Genomic DNA, 15,113 nt, shown 5'->3' on the forward strand with positions numbered 1-15,113 from the left:
ATTTTTAAAAACTCTGATGAGCTTTTTGCAAATGTTTTTATAATACGCCCGCTTTTTCAAAATGTTTTTTTATCAACCTTGAAGCAATCAGACTTCCTGCAAAACCGCAGACGGTTGTAAACGCAACGATAAAAATAATCCAATAAGGGACGGTAAAATACCGAACATATGAGTCGATATATTCTTGGCTCATCCCGCTTGAAACGGCAAAGGCATAATAAGCATCCCAGAAAAACCAGATCGGAAGCAAATTTGTTCCGTTAAATAACAGGCTGGAAACCGTCCATGCAGCCATAAGCCGGCGCGGATTTTGATAGGCCCCATGTTTCCATAAAACGGCTTCGCATATTAAGCCGATAATGATGTAATACGGCAATAAATACCAGTTTCCCATTATTAGAAAAATGATGCCGAGAAGTGTCATGTAGATAAAAGACACGCCCCGTTTTCCCACCCGTTGTACCATGAGAAAATAAACCGGTGCGCAGATAAATACTGAAAAACCGACTGATAATGTCATACTGACAAAATGGTTTGCCATGCACACCATATTTACAATAAATTGCATAACGACAAGAAGAGCACTTAATAAAACCGTAGTTATTACATCTTTTATCGTCCATTTGGCTGTTGTGTTCATTTTTTTATTCATTTGAATCTCCTATTTTTCTGTTTATTCTATGTTTTTTGCTTTTATCACGAACATAGGTATGGTTTTATACCTTGCCGCTTGAAAAGCGTCCATATACTTCTCTTTGGAAAGAAGCCTGCTCGCAATTTCTTTAAAATCGATTTTTTTCAGCATTTTTTCATCCCATTCAGGACGATTTATGTAGGCAAGCGGAAATTTTTTCAGAATGTTTATCATCTGTTCATCATGATAATAATCTCTGAATTCGCCGTATTGCTTAACAAGCTCCGCTTCATATGATTTGAATTTTTCAAACTCATCTGTATTCCATATCGGTTTAAGCCAATTAGCGTCAATGTTCAGCATGATCCCTCCGGGCTTTAGTATTCTTTTCCATTCCTTGTATACGGTTTCCGGTGCAGTGAATAGCCATGAAGCATGTCTGGAAACCACAGCATCAAATAAGTGTTCAGGAAAATCCGTTGAATGAGCATCTTTAAGCAAAAAGGTGATTTTGTCAGAAAGCCCCAATTCTTCCGCTGTTTTTTTTCCTTCTTCAAGCATCGCCTCGCTGCTGTCTATGGCTGTAACTTCCCAGCCGTCTTGTGCAAGCAGAATAGCTAAAAAACCTGTACCGCACCCTGCATCCAAAACTTTCTTTCCCTTGCAGTCCTTGAGATTTTCCTGAAGCAGTTTTTTCCATTCACTCCCGTTTTCTTTTAATTCCTGCATGTGAAACATCCGCATATTTTCTGCCTGTTCAGACCATTTTTTCATTAAATCTTTTATATCCATTCTTTTCCTCTGATTGTTTATTTACGGATTCCGGCAAAACACAATATTTCGCCGTTAATAAAAAATAGCAATGTTATTTTTAGTATATATAATTTCTTTTTGATTGTCAAGATAGCGGTGTTATTTTTTAATATTTAAGGAAAATGATGTCTCTGCAATTATAGACTTACATTAATATATTTTAGTTACTAAAACATATTGACAAAAAAAGTATTTTGATGTATATTTATTTTAGCAACTAAAAGAAAAAGGAAGGCTTATTTTAGACAATGCAGTTGGCATTGTCTAAAAACGCTGCGAGTTTGCTTACGCAAACGTCGCTTTATTGATTGCACTTTTTCATTTCATTGCAAAAGTGCGGCAATTCGCCAATCCTCGCCTTTTGATAAAGGCTGCGGTTGTCGAATTTTAAGGGAGATATAATGAATGATGTAGAAAGCCTTATACGACGGACGGCAAAAATTCAGTACAAAGTAAACGCTAACGATAAAAAACCCAGAACTTTCGGTACGCAGCATAAATTATACCAAAGCGAAATTCATTTTATAGAAGCAATAGGTTTAGACGGCGGATACAGCGCTTCCGAGCTTTCGGAAAAACTCGGCATTACGAACGGTGCCGTAACACAAGTTGCAGATAAGCTGCTAAAGAAAAAATTGATAGAAAAATATAAAAAAGCGGATAACAAAAAAACCGTTTATTTTAAGCTGACAAAAGAAGGAACCGTTGCATATAACAATCACGAAAAATTCCATGCCGGTTTTAACGAGAAACTTGCAGCATATTTGAGTTCTCTTTCAAAAAAAGAGTTCGATGCGATTGCACGTTTGGCGGAATTGGTAGACAACAACATTCCCGATTTAAGTACACAGTAGGGTTTATTTTAAGGAGGTTTTATTATGAAAGCTGTTATCATCGTATTCAGTCCGTCAGGACATACATTGATTGCTGCACATATGATTCAGAAAAAAATTAAAGATAAAGGCGGCGCGGCTGATATCATAAATATTACAAAAGATGACAGTCTGCTGTTTGCCTCAAAATCCGAAAGGCAAAAAATCTTGGAAGACCGCTTACAAGATTTCGATGTACTTTTTGTAGGAGCGCCGGTATACGCAGGACACGCCGAAAGCCACATACTGAGCATTCTCGAATCGCTGCCTTTGCCGGATCAAAAGCGTTCAAAAATTGCTGTTCCGTTTATTACTTATGGAGGAGCACATTCGTTTATCGCATTGGAAGAAATGGGAAGAGCATTAAAGAAGAAAAAATATGTGCCGGTTTTAGGAATCAAACTTGCTTCGTTTCATACACTTAGCAGATTTTTCCATACCAAAATACTGGAGAACAAACCCGGCGATATGGAAGAGGGTTTAATAGAAACGGCAGTAAATAAAGTGTTTGCTCTGTGTTCACATAAAGAACACATAAAAGACAATAGTGCTTCTTTTGCCTATACCAAAGGTCCAATGCGCTTTATACTGAAACTCCTTTCGCAGGAAAAAATACACGGAAAGTTTAAAACCGTATCGATTATACGGGAAAACTGTAGTGCATGCAAAAAATGTATTTCAGTGTGCCCCATTAACAATTTTATATTTACAGACGGTAGGGTATCGATAAAAAATCAAAAAAATTGTATATTATGTGGAGAGTGTTTTTATAACTGCGGCTGCAACGCAATCGATTTTGCATACCGAACGGTTGCACAAAAAAGATTAAACGATGGAAATATTGTTTTTGAAAAAGATATATCGGCCATATATCCTAAAAAATACGGCTATATAAATAATAAAGGAGATCAGCTATGAGTAACGTATGTATTGTGTACAGTTCAACACATCATGGAAATACCGAAAAGGTACTGAACAAAATAAAGGAAAAGTTTCCTGAAACGGTTTTGATAAAGGCCGGTGATTTTAATCCTGATGATTTTAATCGCTATGAAGCAATCGGTTTTGCTTCAGGAATTTTTTACTTTAAATTTGCAAAACCGGTCGATAAGTTATTTGAACAAGCGCTTGTGGGCAGTGTACAAAAGCTGTTTTTTATTTACACCGCCGGAGCGGTCAATGCCGGTTTTGAAAAAACTTTGCGCAAAAAAACCGAACAAAGCGGAAAAATCTGTATGGGCATATTCGGCTGTAAAGGATTTGATACCTTCGGCCCTTTAAAACTCATCGGCGGTTTAAACAAGAACAGCCCGAACGAAAAGGATTTTAAAAACGCAATCGATTTTTTTGAGAAAAATATTATAAACGCATAAAGGCTTTATAAAGACCGGATCATAGATTTTGAAAATTATTCCTTTTATATCACCACTCTAAAAGGGCGTTAGACGATTATTTTTCAAATATCCAATTTCCATTTTCTGATTGAAAATCTAATTCGGCAATACATGTATCATTATATTTTTTCCCTTTATAAAGTTCCTTTACATAAAAACTATAATCAATCCAATTTATAATCTGCGGTTCAAGATTTTTATCTTTTAAGGTAACTGCCGTAGATTTTTCATTAAATGAATCAATAACTTTTATCCGATTATTATTTTTATAAAGCATTTCATTTTGCGCATATCCATTTATGATTTTCATTTTTATGCAGTTTGAATTAAGATTTTTTGAATATAATGAAATTTTTATTGTGCTATCCTCTGTGTCTTCTACATAACTTGTTGATGGATTACCATCAAAAGCATTTTGAATTGTATATTTAAACGGACGAACTTTATCAATAAGAGGATATGAATAATCGATATTAATTACAGGAATTTCTACATCCTTCCTTATTAAATGCAAACATTCATCTCCCAACCAGTTTTTATAAAAAGATTCATTTTGTAAATCTTTCCAATATTTAAAATTTGCGGAAGTAGAACGTTCTGTTGTTTCCCAGCTTTCACCATCATCCGAATCGGCAGAATGGGATATTACACGCTTAGCGCTGTTGAACTCCAGAATTCCTATGATGTTATTATTTCGTTCTATAACCGATACATTGCCGTAATTATCTTCATTCCAGCTTGTTACCGTGCCATCACCTGAATTCTGTATATAAATATATCCATATGATATTTCATGGAAAACCCCATTAACTTTTATATAAACCCATTGTCTAAGTCTCATTTTATTTTCATATATTTTTGAAAGATTTTCATCGTTTAAAGTTTCATAACTTGTTAAAAGCCGATAGACAGTTCCATTTTCATAATTTTCTTCAAAAAGACGTACATATTTATCTCCATAATCCCCATCTCGTATGCTTTTTTGATTTTTAAAATATTTTAATATTTCGTCATCCGTACATTCTGTAATATTTTCATAATTATTTCCAAAAAGAATTTCTCTATAGTCATAAGTAAAGCCTGGAATTGAAGTAAATATTAACAATGAAAATAAGATTATTTTTTTCATTTTTTCCTCCTAAAAATTAGTATGCCGGCGACGTATCCGTATAACATGCGCTTAACCTGCATTTGCGGCTTGTCCTTGTTGTCAGCGTTGAAGCGGGTGTTAGGTTTTATTATTATTTCGAGTAACTCTGTACTCTTCATCTAGCAAATACATCATTATAAAATCCGAATATTTGCCATTATTGAAGAATCCATCCTTTTGTTTACCTTCTTCTTTGAATCCTATACTTTTCCAGAACCTTAATCCTCTTTCGTTACTTCCCACAACTCCAATTGCTATTCTGTGGAAATTTAAGCTATTAAAACCATATTCAAGCATTAAGTTCGCAGTTTCTTTTCCATAACCTTTAGCCCAATAATTTCTATTCCAAATCATTAGCGAATAATCTGCCGTTCTCCATGGCATAAAAATTCTTAGAAAACCGGTTTCTCCAATTATTGAATTTGTTTCCTTATCAATAATTACAAACCAGATCCTGTCATCTATTTTTTGACATCGATCATAAAAGTTATCCATTTCTTTTTCAGTTATTGGATATACTTCTCCGCTTAATACTCCTATTTCTCTATCGGACATTAACTCAGCCAATTTTTTAAGATCATCTTTTTGGACCGGACGAAGTTTTATTCTCTCACTCTCCATAAAATAACTCATATCATTCCTCTCATACATTTTGAATAAATATTTTCAGCGTTGAAGCGGTGTTAGATTTTATAATTATCAAATTGTGTACTTATATCTTTCTGCGTACTTGCTTAATATTTCATTTATCATCGTTTGATACTTTACATTATTTTTCTTTGCTGAAGCTTTAAAAAATGCAACACTTTCACAGTCAAGCGTTATCGTAATTTTTACTTTTTCAGATTTTCTTATTAATCTGTCAGGAGGCGGTAAAAAATCATCTATCCTTTCCGATAATGATATTGACTCAGCTACTCGTTTAGGAGCATCACTATATTCTATTTTCTTCTTCCTTCTCTCCAATATCCGGCACCTATTATCCTAATATTCTCATTACGCAAGGTAAAACGTACCGTCAATATTTTATCTTCAACTTTACCAAGACAAAAATATCTTTTCTCTTTATCCGAATGTCTTTCATCATATAATATAACTCTATTTTTATCAAAAAAAAGCTTCCTGAGCTTCTTCAAATGAAACATTATGTTTTCTTATATTTATTTCATTTTTATTCTTATCCCATTCAAATGTCATAGTATATTATACATACTTTTTGCAATATTTTCAATACATATATTTCTATTTTAGAAAATAATATTTTATATAGTTATTCTGCTGCTTTATAATACTTGGCTTCCTAACAATATTTTTCAATAGAAGCAAACATCATAGGTCGCTTCCGTATACTTTTCCGCAAGCGATTAGCTTGTCAAGCTAACATTGTTTTAAACCGAAAGTTGCAGCAGCAACTTGCCGGCTTTGAAAACGGTGTTAGGCGTCTTCTAAGTTGTTAATTTTGCTAAGAATACCTCCAAAGCTTTTTGCGGATTATCTTCTTCAGAAACAATCATTTTAATCCCCCATTGTTCTAAAATTGCCGCTTGTATAGGATTTGAACGATTTGTGAAAAAGAATGATTTTGGTTGAACTCCTCCATAAACATTCGCTTTCCATAGTTTTTTTAATTTGTGATATAAATACCTAACATTTACATCTGACAAACTATATCCAATAAATAGTACTGATTTACCTAAAACATCTGAACGAAATTTAATATCAAGAGGAGTTTCAAATTCTAATCTTTCATAATAGCTCGATTCATCCAGCACCAAAGTCGCATCATAATCAAAATCACCATGAAACTTCACAATTTGTGGAACACCATCTGTAATTTTTGAGATATCAGATACAGTTGCAATTTTTGTATAAGCAATTGAGTATGCATCAAAAGCTTTTTCGAGCCAACGATCATAGTTTGTTGTATAAATTATTGGAAACTTTGCTTTTGCTATTAATTCATGTATTTTTGAGTCTGATATATTTATTCCATTTGCATGCCAATTTGTATCCATCCAACTACGTAATGGCCCAATATTTCCTTTAATAATTCGATAATATTCTGCAAGTGCTAAATTTTCTCCATATGTTTTGAACACATCTGGATCATAATCTAAGTCTTTAGCGATTTGATCTATTAATTCACTCCAAGTAGGCAATTTAAGATTTTTAGACACCCCAGCACCTACGAAAAGAATAACTTTTTTTTCATTATACTGACTAATTAGATCCCGCATATTTTTACCTTTTATCTTTTAAAAAATCATAGAATTTATCAAATGCAATTTTTCTCATAGAAATAATATTTTTTTGCTCTCCCATTTCAGCAAATGTTTGTGAATGGCCATCAGGTATGAAAACACAATCCCATTGAAAATCTTTCGATCCTTTTGGTAAATCAGATATTTTCCCTTTAATGACTCCTTCAAATTTATAAATCTTTTTACCTGTACAATATCCAATAACAGTTTTTGCTTCAACCGTTTGATCGCTCATTTTCGAAACTATTTCAGAAAATTTATCTGCTTGCAATTTATCCCAAAAGATTTGAGTTAGACCACCAGGAAAACCATTCATTCCTCCTAGATATAAGCTAGTGTGTTCAATAAATAAAGGCCGACCTATTTTATTAAATGCTTTAAGGACTTTATCATTAACAATTTCATCAATACTTTCCGTTTGAATTTCTTTAATTTCAATAGGACAATGAATTACATTAATTGATGTTAACAGTTTTTGAACTTCATCCACTTTAAACTTATTTTTAGTAACAAATCGTAAATCCATATATACCTCTATATACTATTTTCACGCAAACCGTCTGCCTAACATTCGCTTAACCTGCATTTGCGGCTCGTCCGCAATGTCAGGTTGAAGCGGGTGTTAGGCAGTTTTATCTAAAATGTTATTTCTTCGAAATTATTTTCGCTGATTACAATTGTACCATCTGGTAACATAAACACAACTTCATCCCAATATTCTTTTTTATCTTTATGTTCTTTTTCAACATATACAAAATAAATAATCCATTTTTCATTTGCCTCATCAATAGGATGTAATTCATATGTGGAAAAAAACAAGTCCCGTTTACATAATTCTTTTATATAATAATCAGCAACTTCTTTTAAGTTTTCTTTTTTAATATGTTTTTTTAATTCTTTTTCAGTAAAGCTGCTTTGTATATCAATAAGCTCTTGTCCAATTTTCCATATGCAATGCGTTTCATCCAATGTTTTACTTGAAGAAAACCCCTGAATAAATTTTAAGTTTTTCCTTGAATAATTTACCTGATATAAGCGAATATCCTGATTCTTTACTTTTACCATTTTTTCTAAGTAAAGCGGAAATTCATTTTCCATAATAAAAAAAGAATTTATCAAAAGCTTCAAATCAGATTCAAAATCATATATCGCCATAGTTCCAAATTGTCCTAGGGTCTTTCCATTTGTACGAAAAGAAATATTTTTATCATCATATATGATAGACACCTTATATGGGAGCAGACACTTACCCCAATCTCTGCTTTTTACAACACTCAAATTATTAAGAAACTCTTTTTTTTGATTCTCATCTAATTTTACAGTAACTTTTGTTTTAATATTTTCAACAATTATTTCTTGAGCTATTTTTATTTTGTTTAATACAAGATAATCTATTTTATCCTGAGCATAAGCTGAATAAATTAGAGTAGTTACAAAAGTAATTACAAAACATACTTTGTTTTTCATTTTCTCTCCTGTACCGAAGGCGTCAGCCTAACATCCGCTTAACCTGCATTGCCGCAAAGGCAATGTCAGGTTGAAGCGGGTGTTAGGCGTCTTTCATTTATCTTGTATTAATAATCTTAATTCTTTTTCCATAACAAATGGGCATCCTAAAACAAAGTACATATCCACGCTAGTGCAGCACAAATCGGAATATATATAATGTAATGAATGACATGTGTTTTCCAATTATATCCAAATAAATGCGAACCTACCATATCCTTAACTTCCGGATAAAAATGAGGAAAGAAATTTGAATGACAGAGAAGAACCCAATCGAAAAACACAATATCGAAAGTTTCCATTCCGTAAAGCATAATTAAAAATCTTATGAAAAATTCAATAAAATTAAAATTATTATGAATTCCGTCCCATGCTCCAAGTATAAATGCACCAAAAAGGATAAGAAAAGCAATTGCAATTATAATCCAACCGATTATATGTGCACCGTGAAATCTTTCTTTTCGGTCAGGAACAGCATCATAAACCTCTTTGGGGGCTGAAGAAAAAAACTTCTTGTTTTGAACAAAAGCCACACCTCCATACAACAAAAGAAAATAAAACACCATCAGCATAAGAGTTGTTATCATTGTTATTGCCATTTGTTATACACCTTATTTATTTGTATTATATTTTAAATTAAAAAACTAGCGGATCTATGAGAGCGTCCAACTAATATTCTTTCTTAAACAGATGAATTTTCTGCTTCACGAATACAAATCCCTTTTTTTATATTCAAATACATTCCTGTTTGTATTGTTATTTAATAATAAACTGCATATCTACAAAATCAAATTGAATTATATGGTTATAGAAAAAAACATTACCAAGCCCATTTAGTTTCATCATATGAGATTGTGCTCCTTTATTAAAACCAGAGCCTTTTATTGTTGAATAAGCACCATTCATATTGTTGTAAATAACCTCACCTATTTTTATATCATTATAAGAATACATTACTCTTGGTGTAATAGGAACTTTATCTTTATAGCCATATCCATAATTTGAATAATCATTTATATCATATTGTTGATTTCTATCTCCAAAATTATGTCTTGGAGTAAACCCATAATTACCTGTATCAATCATTCCGAATTCAGGTTGTCCTCTATATTCAAAATAAATATCAAATTCATCATTAGGACTTTGATACATTTTTAAAGCAGCACCATCAAGTTTTTCGTCATTTAAAATAATATATTGATTGATAAAGTCTATTGTAACTCTGTCATAATTCAATAGAAATTCAGCTCCGAGAACTCCATCAAAAGTTTCATTAACATTAGGATCATATCGCAGAGAAATATCTCCAAAAGACACGGAAGCTAGATAATTAAGATTATAATTAGACCATTCGTTTTTTAAGTATTGAGCAACTTCTTTTTCTGAAGAATGATTCTTTATCAGCTCTAGTTCATTCTGCTTGATATATTCAACTACTTTTTGTATGAAATCATCTTCAGTCACATTAATCTTTTCTAATAAAGAATAATAAAACCAGTTCCGTGTAGAACCTGAATCTAACATTACATATACGTCATTATTCCCTTCCGCTTTTAAAACAGGTTTTCCCAAACAACCATAAAAATTCATTGTAAAAGGAATTCGTGAATCTGTTCGCTCACGATTTAATTCTTCTTTAGCTTTAGAGTAATCAAATTCTCTTTGTGTTAACTGTTCGGTCAATATTTTTCCATCATAACTGAGTTTTTTACCGTCGGAATTATTTTTACAAGAAATTAGTAGTGAGCAATATACTACTGTTAGAAAAAATATTTTTTTCATTAATCTTCCTTTTTATAAAATTTTTATAGTTTATATTATATTTTTGAAACCATTTTTCAATCGCCTCTTTGTTTTACTTGATTTTTTTTCTTCCGTGCGAGCTTTAATACAACCGCTTCCTAATTTGCCCTAATAAACAAAAAATATCCAAGCCATTGGCTTGTGCGTATAACACCCTTTCGACCCTTCCTCACTATATCATAAAAACCAACAATTTTCAACCTAAACTACTGAAAAGCAAAAAAAACACATCTTTCTACTATAATACAAATCGGATAAATAAACAGCTGGCAGATTAGGTCTATCTTTATTAAATGAGATAAAAAAATCACATCCTGTCTATATAGCATTAAATGTCTAGATCGCCGCGGTTTAGGACATGGGTTTAAAACCTCTTCACGGTATTTGTCTTAGAATGAAAACAAAAGTCGCATTTATTGCCGCCCATTCCTAAGGTTTCGCTTCTATCAAATTGCAATTTTTTTATATTTCCGAAGACGATATGATCACATAAACAAAATATCTCACAGATTTCCGGGCAGTCAAAATGGGTGCAGGTATCAAACCAAAGACATTTTAAAACATCCGTAGAATACTCATTCGCATCGTCGACTAAAGTTTTACTTATCCAAATTTCTTCACCGCTCATTCCCTGTCTCATAAAAAACCGGAACAGTTTAAAAAAACCGGGAATATGAAACAATGTATTCAAAATACGGTGAGCTTTTCCTGCAATATAAAAAGAATATTCTTTTACCAATTCCTTTGCTTCTTGCGCAGGAATTCCATTGTCGATAAAAGTTTTATAGAGAGCTATGTTTGATATGATACTGCTATTTTGCCGCTTCTTTTGTTTTTTTGTCCATGCTCCGCGATCGAGTTCTTGAATAAGAAGTTTCATTTTCTCTTTATGCGCCGCATCTATATGCTCTAATATGTGCGGCGTTAATTTCCCTGAATCAACAAAGCCACTGCGCGAATAAAATCTTTTATATTTCATGCTTCTCTCCGATCAATCTTCCAGCCGATTGCTTCTTCGCGGATGCCGACAAATCTCCGGTATAGTCCGTCCTGCTGCATAAGTTCGGTATGAGTACCCTGCTGCACAATACGCCCCTCATCAAGCACAATAATTTGATCGGCTTTGCGTACCGTATTTAGTCGGTGCGCAATCATCAAGAGTGTTTTATTTTTTGTCAGCTCCTCTATGGCTTTTTGTAGCTCATGTTCATTTTCAGGATCGACACTGGCAGTCGCTTCGTCTAAAATAACAACGGGCGCGTCCTTGAGAATTGCCCGCGCGATGGAGATACGCTGCTTTTCTCCCCCCGACAGTGTTGCTCCGTTTTCGCCGATTTTAGTTTGATAGCCGTCCGGCATTGCAGTGATAAAATCATGGCAGCAGGCTTTTTTTGCTGCGGCAATCACTTCGTCCATCGTTGCATCCGGCTTACCGAAACGGATATTGTTTTCTATCGTATCTTCAAACAGGTATACGTGCTGAAATACAATAGAAAAATTTTTTAAAAGACTGTCGCATGTGTAGTCTTTAACGTTGATACCGCCGAGTAAAATTTCACCCTGACTGACATCCCAAAAGCGCGCAATTAAATTACACAGTGTTGTTTTTCCCGAACCGGACGGACCGACAATCGCACAGCTTGTTTTTTGCGGCACCGTAAAATCGACATTCCGTATCACTTCTTTTGTATCATTTCTATCGTAAGAAAAAGAAATATTCCGAACTGTAATGTCATAATTATTCGGAATATGCTCCGTACCGTTTTCATCCAATAACGGCATATCCGATATTTCTTCCAGCCGGTCAAGAGAGGCATCAACTACCCGTGCAACAGCTGCCGTACTTCCGGCAAGTTCCACGGTTGCATAAATCATAAAACTTGCGACAGTCAGCAACAAACACTTTTCCGGTGTTATGTTTCCATGCATTAAAAGATATGGAACCGTAATCAACATCGTAGCTCTAACTACTTTGAATACTGTTTGAAAAGCAGCTGCGAGTTCGGAGAAAATTTTTTCCAAAATGATATTTGCCGCTGCGCTTTCACTGATTGCTGCATCAACCGTTTTACCGGATTGCTCGCCGAGTCCGAATGCTTTTACCACTGTCATCCCTTGAATGTATTCCAAAATACCGGTTACCAGTTGTGCCTGCGCTGCCTGCCTGCGCGGCGAATATTTTTTTCCCGCGACTTGTGTTTTTGCATAAATAAAGAACGAGATTAAAAGACCTGCGAGCATCAGCAATCCGATTCTCCATTCATAAACCAACAACCATACATTGATAACAAAGGCATGAATAAATCCGCCTGCAACCGCCTCCAGCACCGTTACCGCACTTGTTTCAAGATCGCCGAGTGTGGTGGTAACCGCAGCGGTAATGTCTCCTAATCGATGCTCACTAAAATATCCCATCGGTGCACGCTTTAATTTTTCACCGAGGTTCATCCGCCACTCGCTGCACATGGCAAAACTTCCCAATGTTCTATTTATGGAAGCGATATTGATAAAAACAATTTTCCCTACAACACTGAGCAGCATAATCCCGAGAGATACCCAAATCGTTTTGTACGGCATTCCATTTCCTGAAATGGCGGAAAGGATTCCGGAGAGAACAGTCAAGATTGCCATAATGGGAAGCATCTCAAAAAACGAATTACCGATATGAAAAATAAAAGAGAGTATCAATCTTCTTTTTTCCGCACCTGAAAAATGCAACAATCGTTTAAACATATTAATCATACAATTTCTCCTAAAGCAGCGGTTGAAGTTAAACTGTTCTCCTTTTTGTCGCTTACGCTGATGTGAGCATTCCAAAGCGTGCGATACAATTCGCACGATTCCAAAAGCGATTGATGAGACCCCTCCGCTTCAATGCGTCCGTGATTCATAACGATAATTTTATCCGCCATCGTGATGGTTGAAAGCCGATGCGCAATGACGATCAATGTTTTTCCTGCGACCAGTTCTCCGATGGAACGCTGAATGACTGCTTCGTTTTCGGGGTCGGTAAAAGCGGTCGCTTCATCCAGCACAATGATGGGACTGTCTTTTAGTATTGCGCGTGCGATTGCAATGCGCTGCTTCTCTCCGCCGGAAAGATTATTCCCTCCGTCTCCTGCGACCGTATCATAACCTTGAGGAAGTGCGCTGATAAAATCGTGGCAGCTTGCTTTCTTTGCAGCCTGTTCTATCTCGGCATCCGTCGCGTCCGGCTTCCCAATCCGTATATTTTCCCGAATGGACAAATGGAATAAATAATTATCCTGTGAAACATAGCCAACCCGCTCCATTACTTGCGAAAGCGGAATGTTTCGTACATCGCAGCCGCCTATCATAACCGAACCATTGCTTGCTTCCCAAAACGAGGCGATTAAACGGGCAACGGTAGATTTTCCCGAACCGGACGGACCGACAAATGCAGTCATTCCATTCGGAACCGCTTGAAATGAAATGTCGTGCAGAACTTCCGTATCGCTATATGCAAACGATACATGAGAAAAGGCAATAGTATTTTCTTTAAGCGGTACAACTTCTTTCGGCCGGTTCATTTCTTCCGCTTCCAACAATTTCGCAATTTCTTTTACTGTGGAGTCTACCATTGCAAGGCTGTCCGTGTAACGCAGCGCCTGGATGAGCGGTGCAATAAGACCGAGCGACAAGATAATGCACGATATAAAACTTCCGGCGGATATGCTCCCGTGTATAAAAAACCAACAGCCGAGCGGCAGCACGCCTAATAAACTGGAAGGAGCAATTGCAATTCCCGCAGCGTAGTAGGGGTTGGTCTTTTTAAACCATTCCGCATTCGCATTCTCACTTTCCGCTATCGCCTCAGTATATTTCCGATATGATACGGTGCTTTGATTAAAGGCTTTTATCACTTCAATGCCGCCGATGTATTCAACCGTTGCGGCATCCGTATTTTTACTTGCTGTAAGAACTTTTGCATACCGTTTTTTGTAGTCCTTCATCATCCCCATATAACAAATAAGACCGAGCGGAAAGGTTGCAAAAGCGGTAAGTGCTAAGCGCCAATCAAGATAAAAGAAATAGACTAACATTAAAAAAGGAATCAACAGGTTTGCCGTCAGTTCCGGTATGATATGAGCAAGTGGTAATTCCAGCTTTTCGACCGTATCGACCAGCATTGTTTTGAATTTACCGGATGGGGTATCCAGTATAAAGCCCATCGGAACGCGGGAGAGCTTTGCTGTCAGCTGCATACGGATATTTTTCAGCACGGTAAAGGCCGCACGGTGAGAACGTATCGTAGAAAGTGTAGACAGACAGAGCTGTCCAAGATACCCGCCAAGAGCGATAAGAGCCGTTACAAAAATTGCCTGTAGAGTATAATTGTGTGCACATATCCGAATGATAAGGCGAGACACGGCAAGGTATGGAACAATTCCAGCCGCTGCGCCCAAAACCGAAAAAATCACGGAACTTATTAGAAGACCCTTGCACGGTTTTGCAAGCTCCAATAAATACTGCAAAGCATTTTTTTGATTTGTATGTTCAGAGTTTTTCATTATTGTCTCCTACTAAATAAAATAGCAGTGTTATTTTATTTAGTATACATAATTCTTTTTTGACTGTCAAGATAGCAATGCTATTTTTTTTTAAATAATTTACCGAGTATTATTATCATATGGTAGAAAAAAATGAATTTAGAATGAT

The 15,113-nt window shown here is 35.3% G+C and carries 18 protein-coding genes; 3 read left to right on the forward strand and 15 right to left on the reverse strand.

Annotated features, from left to right (window positions below):
* Window positions 1–37: 37 nt before the first annotated feature.
* On the reverse strand, window positions 38–652 hold the full coding sequence (locus tag TDE_RS01265) for an MptD family putative ECF transporter S component (RefSeq protein WP_002681184.1): 615 nt from the start codon (window positions 650–652) through the stop codon (window positions 38–40).
* A 21-nt stretch (window positions 653–673) separates the two neighbouring features.
* Window positions 674–1,426 carry a class I SAM-dependent methyltransferase gene (locus TDE_RS01270; protein ID WP_002681186.1) on the reverse strand — a complete coding sequence of 251 codons (753 nt, stop codon included), beginning with the start codon at window positions 1,424–1,426 and terminating at the stop codon, window positions 674–676.
* A gap of 422 nt (window positions 1,427–1,848) precedes the next feature.
* Here TDE_RS01270 and TDE_RS01275 point away from each other — a divergent pair, with 422 nt between their 5' ends.
* From TDE_RS01275 to TDE_RS01285, 3 genes are read left to right on the forward strand one after another with little or no spacing between them, the layout of a single operon-like run.
* Window positions 1,849–2,301, forward strand: a complete 453-nt coding sequence (locus TDE_RS01275) for a MarR family transcriptional regulator (RefSeq protein WP_002681187.1) — start codon at window positions 1,849–1,851, stop codon at window positions 2,299–2,301.
* Between the two features lie 24 nt (window positions 2,302–2,325).
* On the forward strand, window positions 2,326–3,237 hold the full coding sequence (locus tag TDE_RS01280) for a 4Fe-4S dicluster domain-containing protein (protein WP_002681189.1): 912 nt from the start codon (window positions 2,326–2,328) through the stop codon (window positions 3,235–3,237).
* Window positions 3,234–3,692 carry a flavodoxin family protein gene (locus TDE_RS01285; protein ID WP_002681191.1) on the forward strand — a complete coding sequence of 153 codons (459 nt, stop codon included), beginning with the start codon at window positions 3,234–3,236 and terminating at the stop codon, window positions 3,690–3,692. The genes TDE_RS01280 and TDE_RS01285 overlap by 4 nt, the downstream gene beginning before the upstream one ends.
* Before the next feature lie 76 nt (window positions 3,693–3,768).
* Here the strand turns inward: TDE_RS01285 and TDE_RS01290 are convergent, their stop codons facing one another.
* The 13 genes from TDE_RS01290 to TDE_RS01345 all read right to left on the reverse strand — a co-directional run bounded on the left by TDE_RS01290 (window position 3,769) and on the right by TDE_RS01345 (window position 14,965).
* The gene (locus TDE_RS01290) at window positions 3,769–4,842 is read right to left on the reverse strand and encodes an NADase-type glycan-binding domain-containing protein (protein WP_002681194.1); all 1,074 of its coding nucleotides are present in this window, start codon (window positions 4,840–4,842) and stop codon (window positions 3,769–3,771) included.
* Window positions 4,843–4,941: 99 nt separating this feature from the next.
* Window positions 4,942–5,496, reverse strand: coding sequence for a GNAT family N-acetyltransferase (locus TDE_RS01295; protein WP_002681196.1), 555 nt, complete (start codon window positions 5,494–5,496; stop codon window positions 4,942–4,944).
* Window positions 5,497–5,562: 66 nt separating this feature from the next.
* Window positions 5,563–5,829 carry a BrnA antitoxin family protein gene (locus TDE_RS01300; protein WP_002681198.1) on the reverse strand — a complete coding sequence of 89 codons (267 nt, stop codon included), beginning with the start codon at window positions 5,827–5,829 and terminating at the stop codon, window positions 5,563–5,565.
* Window positions 5,805–6,008 carry a BrnT family toxin gene (locus tag TDE_RS01305; RefSeq protein ID WP_245522432.1) on the reverse strand — a complete coding sequence of 68 codons (204 nt, stop codon included), beginning with the start codon at window positions 6,006–6,008 and terminating at the stop codon, window positions 5,805–5,807. Before TDE_RS01305 ends, TDE_RS01300 begins: the two co-directional genes overlap by 25 nt.
* Window positions 5,971–6,060: a BrnT family toxin gene (locus TDE_RS13445; protein WP_252507636.1), complete on the reverse strand. Its 90-nt coding sequence runs from the start codon at window positions 6,058–6,060 to the stop codon at window positions 5,971–5,973. Before TDE_RS13445 ends, TDE_RS01305 begins: the two co-directional genes overlap by 38 nt.
* A 248-nt stretch (window positions 6,061–6,308) precedes the next feature.
* Window positions 6,309–7,100 carry an SIR2 family protein gene (locus tag TDE_RS01310; RefSeq protein WP_002690262.1) on the reverse strand — a complete coding sequence of 264 codons (792 nt, stop codon included), beginning with the start codon at window positions 7,098–7,100 and terminating at the stop codon, window positions 6,309–6,311.
* Window positions 7,101–7,104: 4 nt separating this feature from the next.
* Window positions 7,105–7,650, reverse strand: coding sequence for a non-canonical purine NTP pyrophosphatase (locus TDE_RS01315; RefSeq protein WP_002690264.1), 546 nt, complete (start codon window positions 7,648–7,650; stop codon window positions 7,105–7,107).
* Between the two features lie 110 nt (window positions 7,651–7,760).
* Complete coding sequence (locus tag TDE_RS01320; protein ID WP_002669601.1) at window positions 7,761–8,591, reverse strand: hypothetical protein; 831 nt, start codon at window positions 8,589–8,591, stop codon at window positions 7,761–7,763.
* Between the two features lie 146 nt (window positions 8,592–8,737).
* Window positions 8,738–9,229, reverse strand: a complete 492-nt coding sequence (locus TDE_RS01325) for a hypothetical protein (protein WP_002675099.1) — start codon at window positions 9,227–9,229, stop codon at window positions 8,738–8,740.
* 157 nt (window positions 9,230–9,386) lie between these two features.
* Window positions 9,387–10,412 carry a hypothetical protein gene (locus TDE_RS01330; protein ID WP_010956708.1) on the reverse strand — a complete coding sequence of 342 codons (1,026 nt, stop codon included), beginning with the start codon at window positions 10,410–10,412 and terminating at the stop codon, window positions 9,387–9,389.
* Window positions 10,413–10,797: 385 nt separating this feature from the next.
* Complete coding sequence (locus tag TDE_RS01335) at window positions 10,798–11,412, reverse strand: L-2-amino-thiazoline-4-carboxylic acid hydrolase (RefSeq protein ID WP_002681208.1); 615 nt, start codon at window positions 11,410–11,412, stop codon at window positions 10,798–10,800.
* On the reverse strand, window positions 11,409–13,175 hold the full coding sequence (locus TDE_RS01340; protein WP_002681209.1) for an ABC transporter ATP-binding protein: 1,767 nt from the start codon (window positions 13,173–13,175) through the stop codon (window positions 11,409–11,411). Before TDE_RS01340 ends, TDE_RS01335 begins: the two co-directional genes overlap by 4 nt.
* The gene (locus tag TDE_RS01345; RefSeq protein WP_002681211.1) at window positions 13,172–14,965 is read right to left on the reverse strand and encodes an ABC transporter ATP-binding protein; all 1,794 of its coding nucleotides are present in this window, start codon (window positions 14,963–14,965) and stop codon (window positions 13,172–13,174) included. Before TDE_RS01345 ends, TDE_RS01340 begins: the two co-directional genes overlap by 4 nt.
* Between the last annotated feature and the right edge of the window lie 148 nt (window positions 14,966–15,113).

Origin of the sequence: Treponema denticola ATCC 35405 (genome assembly GCF_000008185.1) — a bacterium.
In the GTDB taxonomy this organism is placed as follows: domain Bacteria; phylum Spirochaetota; class Spirochaetia; order Treponematales; family Treponemataceae; genus Treponema_B; species Treponema_B denticola.